Origin of the sequence: Aequorivita sp. 609, assembly GCF_014212065.1 — a bacterium.
In the GTDB taxonomy this organism is placed as follows: Bacteria; Bacteroidota; Bacteroidia; order Flavobacteriales; family Flavobacteriaceae; genus Aequorivita; species Aequorivita sinensis.
On record NZ_JACJVM010000006.1, the window covers coordinates 372,839 to 386,867 of the forward strand.

Sequence of the window (14,029 nt, forward strand, 5' to 3'; positions counted from 1 at the left end):
AGGGTTGAGGTCCTTCTCTTTAAAAATATTAGATATGAAAGACATAAAAATCGAAGACTTTAAGGTTTCTGAAAGTATACATATAAAAGACACAAAAACAAAAGTAGATTTAGATGCTTCAGAAAAGAAGTTAAAGAAAGCATTGAAAAAAATTCGAAAGGAGCTTGGAGATCTTCAAGATACACTTTATGCTCACGGGAAATATGGTGTTTTAGTGTGTATTCAAGGAATGGATACTGCTGGAAAAGACAGCTTAATTCGTGAGGTTTTCAAAGATTTTAATGCTCGTGGAGTAGTAGTTCACAGTTTCAAGACACCTACTTCTTTAGAGAAACGCCACGATTATTTATGGCGTCATTATATAGCGCTACCAGAACGAGGAAAGTTTGGTGTGTTTAATCGTACCCACTACGAAAACGTTTTGGTTACACGGGTACATCCAGAATATATTCTAGGTGAAAATTTACCAGATGTAAATAGCTTGGATGATATCACCGATGAGTTTTGGGACAAACGTTTTCAGCAAATAAATGATTTTGAAAAAACCATTCAGGAAAATGGCACTATTATTTTTAAATTCTTTTTAAATCTTTCAAAAGAAGAACAAAAATATCGCCTATTACGTCGTTTAAACAAGCCTAATAAAAACTGGAAGTTCTCTCCAGGTGATTTAGATGAGCGCGAACTTTGGAATGAATACCAAAAGTATTACGAAGAAGCGATTAATCGCACTTCAAAACCTAAAGCACCTTGGTATATAATTCCTTCAGATGATAAAAAAGCTGCACGATATATTGTTGCAGAAATAATGCTTCAAGAATTACAAAAATACACTGATATTAAAGAGCCTGAATTGGATGATGACATAAAGGCGAAAATTTCAGAATATCGTGAAAGGCTTAAAAATGATTAATACTCTCAACAAAATACAATGAAAATAAATTTTATCCCCACTTTAATTCTTACATTTCTTTTTTCATTTATAGCAATTTCACAAAATCCTACTAAGGATTCAATTATGTTGAAGAAGCTGTATAATACTGCCTTAACCGACGGAAAAGCTTACGATTGGTTAGATTATTTGTCCAACGAAATTGGTGGAAGACTTTCTGGTTCAGTTGAAGCAGAATACGCTGTAAAATACACCGAAGCTCAACTTAACGAACTTGGTTTAGACAAAGTTTGGCTACAGCCTGTAATGGTCCCAAAATGGACTCGCGGTTTTAAAGAATACGCATATATTGAAGGAAGTTCAGGTATTAAAACTGAAACACATATTAGTGCTTTAGGTGGCTCCATACCAACACCAAACCTAGGTTTAAAAGCTGAAGTTATTGAAGTACATAGCTTCGACGAATTGGCAGCTTTGGGAAAAGAAAAGGTCGAAGGGAAAATTGTATTTTTTAATAGGCCGATGAATCCTGAGTTTATCCATACTGGTTATGCTTATGGTGGAGCATCAGATCAACGTTTTTCTGGTGCCGAACACGCGGCAAAATACGGAGCTGTAGGGGTAATTGTTCGTTCCCTTTCACATAAAATGGACGACGCGCCTCACACTGGTGCTATGAGCTATGGAAAGACCCCTGAGTCTAAATATATTCCAGCGGCTGCCATTAGTACAAACGGAGCAGAATTACTTAGCAGTTTATTAAAACTTGATCCAAATTTGAAATTTTACTTTAAACAAAACTGTAAGATTTGGGACGATGTTTTGTCGTACAACGTAATTGGTGAAATTAAAGGTAGTGTTTACCCAGATCGATATATGGTTGTGGGCGGACATTTAGATAGTTGGGATAATGGCGATGGCTCCCACGATGATGGGGCAGGAGTGACGCAAAGTATGGAAGTGTTACGCTTGTTTAAAAAGCTTAACTACAAACCAAGACATACTATTCGCGTTGTGTTGTTTATGAATGAGGAAAATGGCTTACGCGGAGGTAAAAAATATGCTGAGGAAATTAAAAGTAAAAATGAAAAACACGTTTTTGCCATAGAAAGTGATAGCGGTGGGTTTACACCAAGAGGTTTTTCTCTTGAAACTGATGCGGCTAACGTTGCACAAATTCGCTCTTGGGCACCTTTATTTGAACCCTATTTTATTCATTTATTTACCGAAGGTTATAGTGGTGCAGATATTCGCCCAATGAAAGGAAATATAGATGTTCTTGCTGGACTACAACCAGACTCGCAAAGATATTTCGACATTCACCATTCCGAAAATGACACTTTCGATAAAATTAATAAGCGGGAGCTAGAGCTCGGTGCTGCAACTATGGCAAGCTTGATGTATCTAATGGATACTTACGGAGCTAAATAAACTTAATTTAGTTGGTAGTGATGACTAAAAAATAGCTACCACCAAACCACAAAGAAACGCTCCATTGTATGGGGCGTTTTTTTATAGATTAAAGGTGACTTTTTATTTTGAACCTGTTCATTTATCAGCTTCTCAATTTCTGAAAACGTATGCCATTCTTCAATAGTTTCAATTGGTAAGAGCCATTCTTTTTTTGTTGGGATGGCGTACTTGGCAGTTTTATCCTCCTTATTAAAATCCTGATGCTTTATCCAATGCCCAACAAGACAGCTAGTGTAATTTTTAGGGAATGAGTCACTGCTAATTTCCTTGGGAAGAAATAGAAATGCTTTTATGCATAATTTCTGGGAAGTAGGAAATTCAACATTTAGGTCTTCTAACCTTTGAATGGTTTCAGGATTATGAAGTAACGGGAATTGCTTAAATTTTACCTTTTCCAGTTTGTCGTAAAGTGTATCTTTTCTATTCGGACCAATCCATTTTTCTTCTTCTGAAGTGCTGTTGTTTTTATCGTATAAATAGAACTTGCAGGCTAATTCTATATGACTAACTTCCTTTGTAATTAAATCCTTAACGATATAATCTAGTTCGCCTAAAGTTTCTTTTTGGTTATTGACAGTATTCGAAGCATGAATTTGAAGGTTTGCAAGCAGCAATTCATGTTTTTTAGACATCTTTAAAATTGCTTCAAAACAAGCTTCGGCTTGCATACCGAGAACTAGATTTGTTGGAAAACTGAATTCACTATCAGAAATTTTTTCCTCTAATAACTCAAAATTAGAAAAAGGATACTGTTCCGTGGTAATTTTTAAAACGGGAGCTTTAAGGAATAAGTTTAAAATATTTGGCACTTTTGGATTCAAAAGATAAAAGTATTTTAAAAAAGTAATTTATTTAAATGTCCAAGCAACGAAGCGGCTTTGTTTATTGCCTTGCTCCATCTCTATAATTTTCACTTCAGTTGGTTTCGTTTTATTGATGGCGCGTTTTATGTTTTTTAGGTTTTCTTTTTGTGAAACAATAGAGGTAAACCAACGTACTTGATCTTTAAACTGAACACTTTCTTCAGCCATTTTTTTAATAAATGCTTCTTCGCCACCTTTGTACCAAAGTTCGTTACTCAATCCCCCAAAATTTTGAGTTTTATCCTCACTGAGTTTTAAATTTTCAAATTTTCTTAAGTTGCTCTTTTCGGCATCTGTTCGGTTTTTGAAAAAAGGTGGGTTACAAACTACAACATCAAAAGCGTCGGTAGGCAGAATTATATGTTCTAAAATATTGCTTTTGAACTGTTGGTGTCGAAGTACAATGTTTTTTAAAGCTTCGTTTTCATCAATTATTTCCTGTGCATTGCTTAATGAATCTGTGTTCACTTCGCTAGCTGTACATTTCCAATTAAAATGAGTACTTGCAAGAATAGGGTAAATAAGGTTTGCTCCAGTACCAATATCCAATAGATGAATGTCTTTTTCTGATACTAAATCTGCAACGTGCAATAGGTAATCTAATCTCCCAGGAATTGGAGGACAGAGATTATTTTCAGGAATATTCCAATAGTTTACACCAAAATGTTCCTTAAGTAGGGCAGTGTTTAGTGCTTTTACAGCTTGGCTGTCTGCAAATTTAATTGTTTGATTTCCGTATTCGTTTTCAAATACGAAAGACTTTAATGGGGGATGTTTAGCTATAAGATTATTGAACTTATAGTCTTTGTTGAATGGGTTCTTTAGATGCACGAGTAGTTTTTTAGAACTGTAAAGATACTACAATCATCACTGTTCTCTCGTTACTTAGCCTATTGTTCTATATTTTCACGAATCCCTGCTTTTTCCTTAGCCTCTTCACTTGCTATAATTGCATTTTTTACTGCGCTGAAGGTTATGTCCTTTGCTTCAGCATACGAAATGTTATAGCTGCGTTTAATATTTCTAAATTCTTCAGGGAAAGGTTTTAACAGCGTGTCGTAATAGTTATCTAGTTGTTTGCTGGTTGGCAAAACATACTCCAGTCTTAATTGAAACCTTCTTAGCAAAGCAGAATCAATCACCTTAGGATGGTTTGTTGCAGCAATTAATAAGGTTTCATTAGGCATTTCATCAATTAACTGAATTACGGTATTCACAAGGCGTTTCATTTCTGAAGAATCCTTGTCGTCGTGATCTCGAAGTTTTCCGATGGAATCAAATTCATCTAAAAACAACACCGCTTTTTCGCGCATAGCTTTTTTAAAAACATCTGTAATGTTTTTGGCAGTTTCGCCCAAACGGGAAGAGACAACAGTTCCAAGGTTTAAGATGATTATTTTTTTGCCTAAAGCTTGTGCAATGGCTTTGGCAGTAGTCGTTTTACCACAACCTGTATGACCAAAAAGAAATATCTTATTATCAACAGGAAGTTTATACTTGCTTAAAATCTCCAAATGCTTAAATTCTTTTAATAACTGATTTAAAGCATTTTTATTAGAATCACTCAAATGGATTTCATCTAATCCAATAGTAGTTTCATCTGAGTTGAGAATATAGTCTGATATTGCCATTTGCCTCTTTATTTGAGAATGCAAAAATAGCGAAGGTTTTGAAATGAGCGTCAGATTGCGAAGAAGTAATTTCTACCTCTTTAAAACACTCTCATATTTTTCAATCCATTGCTCAACAGTAATTTTCGAGCTAAGCTCACCTAAGAGGTCAAAAGGAATGTTCTTAGGATTTTTAAATCGAACACAGCTTTTGCCCATGTCTAATTTTCCTGTGGCGTGATTTGGATATTCATTAACAAACCAATCTAAAAGCTCAGGATCTGCATAGACTCCCGAATGGTAAAATGCGATGTGATTTTTTTGAGAAGCAATACTTAAAAAAGGCAACGCATCTGTAGGTTTACAGTGATATCCATCTGGATAAATACTATGCGGAACAACATAACTAATCATTCCGTATTGCATAGTTTCTTCAAAACCTTTAGGGAGATTAGACTTTACAGTTTCTCTAAGTTTTTTCATTACCTCCTGACGGACTTCAGGAAGTTCAGAAATATATTGGTCTGCTGTAGTAGCTTTAGATTGCATAATGAGAGTTTTGATTGTGTTGGGCTAAAATTAAAGTTTTTACAGAAGAATTGTAATTTAATTCTATTGTATTCTATAAATAAATTTATAGATTTATTCTGGCTTAATGGCTTTAAACCCAAATTTATAACTAATAAAAAGAAATAATAAGGCGAATAAAGTTCCTGTAACTCCGTAATATGCGTCTATAATGTCTGGAGTATTTAAAACATTTATAAAAAGTTCAAATATAAAATTGCTTGCTAATATTACGATTCCTAAGCCTACTATATATTTAAATTTTACACCCGCCATAATCCAAAAATATCCAATCCCCGAATAAAGAATATAGCTTAAACAGAAATTTGAAATATGAGAATAAAATTCTGGCAGAAAATTATCGATGTTTTGTAATCTTATCCATTCACTTTTTCTACCCTGAAATAAAGCAAAAACAACTGCTAAAAATATTAGGAAGCTTATTGCAGTAGTGACTTTTGGGAGCTGTTTCATTTGCACTGCTTTTACGTTTCATTTATAAAATCATTTTAAACCCTTCAATTTCATTTTGAACATTTTGGCCGCTGAGGTGTAACCACCTTCCGTGCCATCAACAAAATGAGAATGCTTTGTTTTTCTATCTAGGACATAACAAGACATTACGGAAGCGTGGGTAATATGAATGCCAAATATGATTTTCTTTTCTTTTTCTAGTTGATTTAAGTATTCTAAAAACGCGTCTATTTTACTTTGTTCCCCAGTAAAAATTGTATTAACCTTACCGTCGAGCATAAATGTGTGTGACAACTGACTTATTTGTTGTAAATATTGTTTTCCAGTGGAAGTTATTCTTAAATATAGTGTTCCTATAAGTGTTGAAAACCAATTTTTAAATAAGTAGATCCAACTTTTATTGACGAGACTAATTTTCATTTCTTCCCAAATATTGTAAATACTATAATTCAATTTAAGATTTTGAGATTTTATAGGTTGTCTGTTTTTAAATGTGCCAAAAAGCGAGTCTATTTTGGATAGAACTTCACTATAGACTTCAATTTGAATAGCTTCGTCTGTGGCATCCAACAGTAAACAAATAACTTTATTTTTAGTTTGTGACGGATTAATTTCCTTCCACCTGCATTCCATTCCTTCTAAATTGAGAAGGTCTTTTTTAAAACTTGTAGCATTATTTTCTATAAAATTAGCTTTAATGATTTCCTCAGCTTTTTTTAAACCGTTTCCTAAAACAATGGGAATTGTTAATTGTTCAGTAAGTCGGTGTTTGGCTATTTTTATTGTAGTTTTTTGATCGTTTAACTCTTCCACTGAAATATACCCAACTCTAAGGATTAGCTTGGTTTTGCGTTTAATATGTAGTCTGTAATTTTCTAAAACAGAGGTAACTTTAGATAGAAGTGCTTTGGGGACAATAAAAGTGGAGCCATCACCTCCAAAAAAATATGGGATTTCTACATTCTTTCCCTCTTTTCTAATCGTGTTCAAAACTGAAATTATTGCTCCAGTTGCGGTCAAGTTTATTTGATGGTGTTTGCCTTCCTTAACAGCATGGGTAGAATTTTGGATGTCTACAACCACCACCTGCCAATTGCTAGGAACATTAGAAAAACTAGATTCACTAGCCAATAGCTCTATAAGCGATTCATTAGAACTTTTTAATCTGGCATAGGATTTTAGGATCTCCATTAGTACAATTCAACTATCCAAATGTATAAAATTTAATGTTTATGATAATTTGTAAAGATTCTTCGTGATGTGTCCTAAATAAATCCGTTTTTCCAAAAAAAAAACGACTTTTAACTGGATTCTGTCAATTATAAAAACATCTTTAGGACTTTCTTTTTTAAATTGAGATTTGTCAGTTGAATATTGCAGGGTAATCAGCAAAATGTAATAGTTGCTTAGTGAATAACTGCTAAGCCAAATTCTTTATTATGAAAAATAAAAACCCCTAGAAAGTATAAATATTATCTTTTGAGATTAAATCATATTAAAAAAATTCAATTTTCTAAATTTTTTTAATATCTGTTTTATTTTAATTAAAATTTATCGTATCTCTGTTAAAAATAAAAACATGAAAATTTTAGCTGTACTTGGTATAATTGTAGGTTGGTTTGTCATAGGGGGAATTATAAACTTTATAGCCTATTCTGACACTCCTTTAGAGTCTAGAGGAAATTCCAAAAGTATTAAAGGAACTCATGTTTTTCTTAATATTGTAGCTCTAATAGCGATACTTGTTTTATTGTTTTCTTAATCATTTATTTTCTTAAGTACGATTTTGAAAAACTTATCTAGACGCTAGGTTATAAAATAAATGCATTTGAAAGGAAAGATTATTTTATGTTTATTTTAAATGTCGGATTAAGTGTGTTTGTGTTCTCATGAGATATTAATTTTAACTGCATATGGCTATTACCATTAAGATAAAAAAATACTTAATTAGAAATCTCCTTTTCTCATTCGTCATAGGTTTCGGTCTATTATATATTCTAGAACACTTTGGTGAATTCAAATATATTGCCAATTCAGATACACCTACATATGATAAAAATGGAATGATAAACTTTACAGTATATCATAAGCCTACAGATCTTATAATTTCAATTATTTATATATCATTTTTTAACAGTGAAGTTAAAACAGAGGGGAATGGTTATAACGTTGGAGATTTAGCATATTCAAACTCGAATTTCTATACCTATCCTGTGAAAAGTTATTATTACACTAAAGCCGCACTTTTAGATATAAAATATGCGTTTTATTTTTCTATAACAATATTCGCATTCACCTTAATATTCACTGAGTTTAAGATAAAATTTATTTAAGCATGAAAAAGTATTTACTGCTATTTTTACCTTTAACGTTATTATCATGTTTACAAGAGCCAAAAAAAGAAATTAATACTAATTATATTCAAGAAATTAATACTGAGTTAATTCCAGAAAAACCAATTATAAAGGATTCAAATCTAACTTTCTTAAAAAGTTTTAATGGTAAATATCCTAATGAAGCAAAGATTTTTGAAAATAAAAAATTTACAGATAGATTGAAATCTGTTTTGGGCTCCAAATATGAATATCTTATTGAAACATGGCAAGTTGAAAAACCCATTGAAATAGATGATAATTTTTTTATTTCTTGGGCTTGTCAGAAGCATAATTGTTATAACACAAATTTTATAATTATTTATAACTTTGAAAAAGATATTATAGAAATAGGTATAAGGGAAGAAATGAATACTTCGGTCTTCTCTGATGGAGTTAAGAAGTCAAATATTTTAACGGACTGGGAACGAGATATATAATATTACAAACTTTTAAAAATTTAGATTTTATTTAAATTTTAATCTGAATTTTAAGTCCAAATTAAGAATGTAACTCCTAGGTTTTCAATTAAATAAATTATAATAATTTTTTAAGTAGAAAGTGAGTTATAAGAATGAAGAATTATTGAAACTTATTAACCAGGAGTTTTTTAGTAGGTTTGTATACCTGCATTAGTTATATAAATTAATTTGGGAAAATTGATAATTTTATAGACTTCGACTTTATTTAAATCGTATGCTCTCATACTTTAATCAATTATTTTTCTAATCTACTAATTCAGTATTTCCAACTTCATTTATTAACGTAATTAAGAGATTAATGTTTTTATTTCTCCAATTAATATTTAACCTTACAAACTTTAATTTCGATTACAAAGCTCACTGATACCCCGCCGCCTACAATTTTAACAATCCAAATATATTTTTGAAGCCTCTAGCCGATGTCTGGTTGAGCACAGTCGAAACCTATTTTATAAGCCCAATAGTTCTCGATTGTGATCGAATAGACAAAAGTACAGTTTTTATAAAGCTGAAGTATAAAATTCAATTTAGCCTCGAGAGCATCAAGGGGTTCAATCGTTTTGCCATTGACTTCAATTTTTAATACAAACTCTTTCATTCCATTGCCGTTTGCAATTTTAACAACCCCAAGTATATTTTTGAAGATTCTAGCAGATGTCTGGTTGAGCGCAGTCGAAACCTATTATATAAGCTCAATAGTTCTCGACTGCGCTCGAACAGACAAAAGTACAGTTTTTATAAAGCTGAAGCATAAAATTCAATTTGACCTGGAGTGCATCAAAGGATTCTATCGTATCGCCACTGGATTCAAACTCATTCATCCGTTCTTTTGAGCATTTTTCCTTTTCAGGAGAACTTAGACTTCACATTTTTTATAAGTTATCATCCTCCAAAATAATAGATGCTGGTGATGAATTTGGATTTTTTAATACCTACAATATTCAACTTCGGTTTCAATTTCAATTTCAATTTCAATTTCAATTTCAAATCCTACTGATACCCCGCTGCCTGCAACTTAAACAACTCCGAGTACAATTTAGGGTTTGCCATTAACTCCTCGTGAGTGCCTAGCTCTAATACTTGTCCGTTTTGCAACACCAAAATTCGGTCTGCCATACGTACTGTGCTAAAACGATGGCTGATAATAATGCTAGTTTTTCCTTTGGTAAGTGCTATAAATCGTTCAAAAACATCGTATTCTGCTTGTGCATCAAGAGCACTAGTGGGTTCGTCAAGTACCATAATATCGGCGTCTTTCATATAGGCGCGAGCGAGGGCTACTTTTTGCCATTGTCCGCCGCTCAGTTCTTGCCCTTGATAGAAACGTCTTCCAAGGCGTTGTTCTAAACCGTCTTCCATTTCGCTTACAACTTGTTCTGCTAAACTTTTACTGGCGGCGTAACCAATGGTTTTATCATTATCGATTTCAGAAATGTTCCCTACAGCAATGTTTTCACGAAGGGTAAATTCATATTTAAAGAAATCCTGAAAAATCACTCCAAATCGATTTCGGTATTCGTCAACATCAAACTTATTGATGTTTATTCCATCTAATAATATTTCACCTTTTGTAGGTTCATAAAAACGTAAGAAAAGTTTTATAAGTGTTGTTTTACCAGCTCCATTTTGCCCTACAAAAGCCATTTTTTCTCCTGCCTTCATAGTAAAAGTAACACCTTTTAGCACTTCAGTTTTATTGCCAGGATAAGCAAAATGTAAATCGTTTATTTGAAAGCCTTGTGTAATGGTTTCGGGAATAGGAGTTTTTGCTTCGGAAGTTTGTTCGATTTTTAAATCTAAGAAATCGAAATAATCCTGAAGGTATAGGGCGCTTTCAGAAATACGAGTGAATCGTGAGAAAAAGCCTTGTAGGTTGTTTCGCAATCTGTTGAATGATCCAGAAAGGAAAGTAAGTTCCCCGATTGAAATAACTCCAGTAAGTACTCTTAAAATAATATAAATATAGGCGCCATAATAACTCAATATCCCTAGAATGTTAAACAGCGAACCGTATAAACTTTGTTTCAACGAAAGTTTTTTGTTGAGGTGATAATATTCATTGGAAAGATCTTTAAATCGCTCAGCAATAAAATCAGTAAGTCCAAAAAGTTTAACTTCCTTAGCAGTTTGGTTGTTAGCTCCAATAAATCGTAAATAGTCTAATTCTCTTCTTTCTGCGGTCCAACTTCTAGCAAGTGAATAGCGGGTACTGCTAAATTTGGCTTCGTTAATAAAAGATGGAATAATACTGAGTATAAGAATTAGGATTAATATAGGTTCAAAATATACCAATCCTGCAATTAATGAAAATATAGAAATTACACTTTCAGCCTGTCCTAAAGCGTTACTCATTAATTCAACTCTGCTGTTGGTTTGGGTTCTAGCACGTTCTAGCTTGTCGTAAAACTCAGGGTCTTCTAGTTGGGCAATAGTTAATTCGGCAGTTTTTCGGATTATCTTTTCGGAAGAATCGTTGGAGTAGAGGTCTCCTAAAAGTCCATCGGTTAGATTTATCAACCTACCCAACAAATCTGAAAGCACTACCACGGCAAATTCAATAAGCACCAAATTCCATAATTGAGTAAAATCTTTATCCTCTAACGAAACTTGAAGTATGATTTCATCAATAATCATTTTACCTACCCAAAGAATTACAACAGGAGTAAAAGCATTAATTAACCTACTGAAGATATTAAGTAAGAAAAGTTTCGGACTACTTTTAAATATTTCTCTAAAAAATCTAGGAATCGTTTTTAGTGCTTTGAAGGAGTCTTTAACGCTAGTTTTTTCTTTCTTATCGGTTATAGATTTTGGGATTCGTCTTGCCATTTATTTTTAATTCTGAATTAAGAAGTATGAATTCATAATTTTTAAAATACAAAGCTATTCTAAATTATACAACTACTATCTTTGCGCAAAATTTAAATTTTGGCGCTTTCAGATTATACTCGCGAATTCAAATACAACACCAAACTGGCAACCCCAGTTATTTTGGGTATGCTGGGACATCAGGTGGTAGCCTTGGTAGATAATATTATGGTTGGGCAGTTGGGGAGTGCCGAACTTGCTGCTGTTTCACTTGGAAATAGTTTTATGTTTATAGCAATGTCCTTAGGCATTGGGTTTTCTACAGCCATAACGCCTTTGGTTGCTGAAGCTGATGGAGAAGGGAATAGAGAGAAAGGGAAATCCTCGTTTAAGCACGGACTATTTTTGTGTATTGCTTTAGGGATTGCCTTATTTGCCTTAGTGATGTTCTCAAAACCTTTGATGTATATGATGAAACAACCCCCAGAGGTTGTGGACTTAGCTATGCCGTATCTTACTTTGGTTGCTGCATCATTGGTTCCAATGATTATATTTCAAGCTTTTAAACAGTTTAGTGATGGAATGTCGATGACACGACTTCCTATGTATGCTACAATAATAGCAAACTTGGTAAACATTTTACTAAACTATATGTTCATTTTTGGAAAGTTTGGTGCACCAGAGCTAGGTGTTGTTGGTGCTGCAATTGGCACCTTGGCATCGCGTGTTGTGTTGGTAGGTTCTTTATGGTATTTGCTAAGTCGAAAAGAAAAGTCGCGCTTCTTTGTTACCGAAATTAAGATTTTCACCCTTAGTAAAGCAATGCTTAAGAAACTTTTAAACCTTGGTTTTCCTTCAGCTATGCAAATGTTTTTTGAGGTCGGGATTTTTACGTCTGCTGTTTGGCTTTCGGGAATATTGGGTAAAAACCCACAGGCTGCCAACCAGATTGCACTAAATCTTGCATCTATGACCTTTATGGTGGCAATGGGATTTAGTGTAGCCGCAATGATACGAGTGGGTAATCAGAAAGGTTTAAAAAACTATGTGGAGTTACGTCGAGTAGCCATTTCTATCTTCCTTTTAACGTCTATTTTATCATTAGTTTTCGTAGCTGGTTTTATAATTTTTAATGGTGATTTACCAAAAATATTCCTTGATTACGATAATTTAGCACAGTTTGCCGATAACAATGAAGTAGTAATATTAGCTTCACAGTTGTTGATAATTGCTGCTATTTTCCAATTTACAGATGCGCTACAAGTGGTTGCTCTAGGAGCGTTACGCGGAATGCAAGATGTGAAAATTCCTACAGTGTTAACCTTTATATCTTATTGGATTATTGGATTCCCAGTTTCGTATTACTTAAGTATGCACACTTCCTTAGAAAGTATGGGAATTTGGATAGGGCTACTAGCTGGTCTAAGCGCTAGTGGAATTATGTTATTCATCAGATTTAACTATCTTTCGAAGAAATTAATTAGGTTGGCTGCAAAATAATAATGGTAGGAAAATGTTTAACTGAATCCTGATTAAAAAAAACTTATAACTCTAAACTTATATCTAAAAATGGATTTCCCAAAATACTTACTAGGCGACAATAGCGATTACCCCAATGCAATTTTTGTGATTCACACAGAATTTCCTCGTTTTATCATAAACCTTGAAAATGATGAAGTAGAATGGCTGGAAGATTTTGACAATGAAGATCAAAAAGAATTAGAAGCTGAAGCAGAAAACTTAATCCAAGGCGCTACCGATTTTTACGATCGTGAGATTGCCTTGTACGAAGAAGATTAATTAGCTATTACTGCGGCACACGAAAATATTAAACTGTTATTTCATCCGTGGTGAAAGCGAATAGCTGAATTTTTACAAAAGAATTAAAAAAAAATGCTCGACCAATTATTAGAATACGACACCGAACTATTTTTATTTCTAAATAACCTAGGAAATACCTCTTGGGATGGGTTTTGGCGTTTTGTAACTGAAAAATGGTCATCTATTCCTTTATACGCCGTCTTACTTTATTTAATATATAAACATTACGGATTAAAGGGAATGCTTGTAATTGTAGTAAGTGTAGCCTTAATGATTACTGCAACAGACCAACTAGCCAATCTTTTTAAATACGGAATTAAACGTCCAAGACCTTGCCAAGTAGCCGAGCTTAAAGAAACTATGCGCTACGTTGCGGATGGTTGTGGAAGATATGGATACTTTTCAGCACATGCAGCTAGTTCAATGGCAGCAGCCGTATTTCTAGGATTGAGTCTGCAAAAATGGTACAAATACTTGCCTTTTCTTCTTTTAATATGGGCAATTATGACAGGATACAGCCGAATTTACCTAGGCGTTCACTATCCTTTAGATGTTATTACAGGAATGGCCATTGGTGGTCTATTAGGCTGGGGCTTTTATTTGTTGCAGCAATGGGGACAACGTAAGTTCAATACCTAAAACATGTCAGGTTGAGCGCAGTCGGAAC

16 protein-coding genes are annotated in these 14,029 nt (G+C 33.4%); 8 read left to right on the top strand and 8 right to left on the bottom strand.

Annotated features, from left to right (window positions below; genetic code table 11):
• The first annotated feature begins 34 nt into the window (after positions 1–34).
• Positions 35–913: a PPK2 family polyphosphate kinase gene (locus tag H4O20_RS05130; RefSeq protein ID WP_185098487.1), complete on the top strand. Its 879-nt coding sequence runs from the start codon at positions 35–37 to the stop codon at positions 911–913.
• Between the two features lie 18 nt (positions 914–931).
• Positions 932–2,323, top strand: coding sequence for a M20/M25/M40 family metallo-hydrolase (locus tag H4O20_RS05135; RefSeq protein ID WP_139855081.1), 1,392 nt, complete (start codon positions 932–934; stop codon positions 2,321–2,323).
• A 35-nt stretch (positions 2,324–2,358) separates the two neighbouring features.
• Here the strand turns inward: H4O20_RS05135 and H4O20_RS05140 are convergent, their stop codons facing one another.
• The 6 genes from H4O20_RS05140 to H4O20_RS05165 form a co-directional block, all read right to left on the bottom strand.
• Entirely contained in the window at positions 2,359–3,186 is an 828-nt protein-coding gene (locus tag H4O20_RS05140) for a DUF1853 family protein (RefSeq protein ID WP_139855082.1), read from the bottom strand.
• A gap of 27 nt (positions 3,187–3,213) precedes the next feature.
• Positions 3,214–4,059: a 23S rRNA (adenine(1618)-N(6))-methyltransferase RlmF gene (gene rlmF, locus H4O20_RS05145; RefSeq protein WP_139855083.1), complete on the bottom strand. Its 846-nt coding sequence runs from the start codon at positions 4,057–4,059 to the stop codon at positions 3,214–3,216.
• A gap of 59 nt (positions 4,060–4,118) precedes the next feature.
• Positions 4,119–4,859, bottom strand: a complete 741-nt coding sequence (locus tag H4O20_RS05150; RefSeq protein ID WP_139855084.1) for an AAA family ATPase — start codon at positions 4,857–4,859, stop codon at positions 4,119–4,121.
• A gap of 72 nt (positions 4,860–4,931) precedes the next feature.
• Positions 4,932–5,387 (bottom strand): DUF1801 domain-containing protein, encoded by a 456-nt coding sequence (locus H4O20_RS05155; protein ID WP_139855085.1) that lies wholly within the window; start codon positions 5,385–5,387, stop codon positions 4,932–4,934.
• A 93-nt stretch (positions 5,388–5,480) separates the two neighbouring features.
• Complete coding sequence (locus tag H4O20_RS05160) at positions 5,481–5,879, bottom strand: hypothetical protein (RefSeq protein WP_139855086.1); 399 nt, start codon at positions 5,877–5,879, stop codon at positions 5,481–5,483.
• Positions 5,880–5,909: 30 nt separating this feature from the next.
• Positions 5,910–7,070 carry a DUF3095 family protein gene (locus H4O20_RS05165; protein ID WP_185098488.1) on the bottom strand — a complete coding sequence of 387 codons (1,161 nt, stop codon included), beginning with the start codon at positions 7,068–7,070 and terminating at the stop codon, positions 5,910–5,912.
• 388 nt (positions 7,071–7,458) lie between these two features.
• On the opposite strand from H4O20_RS05165, the gene H4O20_RS05170 reads away from it, so the two are divergent.
• From H4O20_RS05170 to H4O20_RS05180, 3 genes are all read left to right on the top strand, one after another.
• Entirely contained in the window at positions 7,459–7,641 is a 183-nt protein-coding gene (locus H4O20_RS05170; protein WP_185098489.1) for a hypothetical protein, read from the top strand.
• 151 nt (positions 7,642–7,792) lie between these two features.
• A complete protein-coding gene (locus H4O20_RS05175; protein ID WP_185098490.1) occupies positions 7,793–8,212 on the top strand; it encodes a hypothetical protein in 420 nt (139 codons plus the stop codon).
• Between the two features lie 2 nt (positions 8,213–8,214).
• Positions 8,215–8,691, top strand: coding sequence for a hypothetical protein (locus H4O20_RS05180; RefSeq protein ID WP_185098491.1), 477 nt, complete (start codon positions 8,215–8,217; stop codon positions 8,689–8,691).
• A 454-nt stretch (positions 8,692–9,145) separates the two neighbouring features.
• Here the strand turns inward: H4O20_RS05180 and H4O20_RS05185 are convergent, their stop codons facing one another.
• Both H4O20_RS05185 and H4O20_RS05190 read right to left on the bottom strand, forming a co-directional pair.
• Complete coding sequence (locus H4O20_RS05185; RefSeq protein ID WP_185098492.1) at positions 9,146–9,331, bottom strand: hypothetical protein; 186 nt, start codon at positions 9,329–9,331, stop codon at positions 9,146–9,148.
• Between the two features lie 392 nt (positions 9,332–9,723).
• Positions 9,724–11,562: an ABC transporter ATP-binding protein gene (locus H4O20_RS05190; RefSeq protein WP_185098493.1), complete on the bottom strand. Its 1,839-nt coding sequence runs from the start codon at positions 11,560–11,562 to the stop codon at positions 9,724–9,726.
• A gap of 99 nt (positions 11,563–11,661) precedes the next feature.
• On the opposite strand from H4O20_RS05190, the gene H4O20_RS05195 reads away from it, so the two are divergent.
• The 3 genes from H4O20_RS05195 to H4O20_RS05205 all read left to right on the top strand — a co-directional run bounded on the left by H4O20_RS05195 (position 11,662) and on the right by H4O20_RS05205 (position 14,001).
• Positions 11,662–13,041 carry an MATE family efflux transporter gene (locus tag H4O20_RS05195; RefSeq protein ID WP_185098494.1) on the top strand — a complete coding sequence of 460 codons (1,380 nt, stop codon included), beginning with the start codon at positions 11,662–11,664 and terminating at the stop codon, positions 13,039–13,041.
• A 69-nt stretch (positions 13,042–13,110) separates the two neighbouring features.
• Positions 13,111–13,341 carry a hypothetical protein gene (locus H4O20_RS05200; RefSeq protein WP_185098495.1) on the top strand — a complete coding sequence of 77 codons (231 nt, stop codon included), beginning with the start codon at positions 13,111–13,113 and terminating at the stop codon, positions 13,339–13,341.
• A 93-nt stretch (positions 13,342–13,434) separates the two neighbouring features.
• Positions 13,435–14,001 (top strand): phosphatase PAP2 family protein, encoded by a 567-nt coding sequence (locus H4O20_RS05205; RefSeq protein ID WP_185098496.1) that lies wholly within the window; start codon positions 13,435–13,437, stop codon positions 13,999–14,001.
• Positions 14,002–14,029 lie beyond the last annotated feature (28 nt).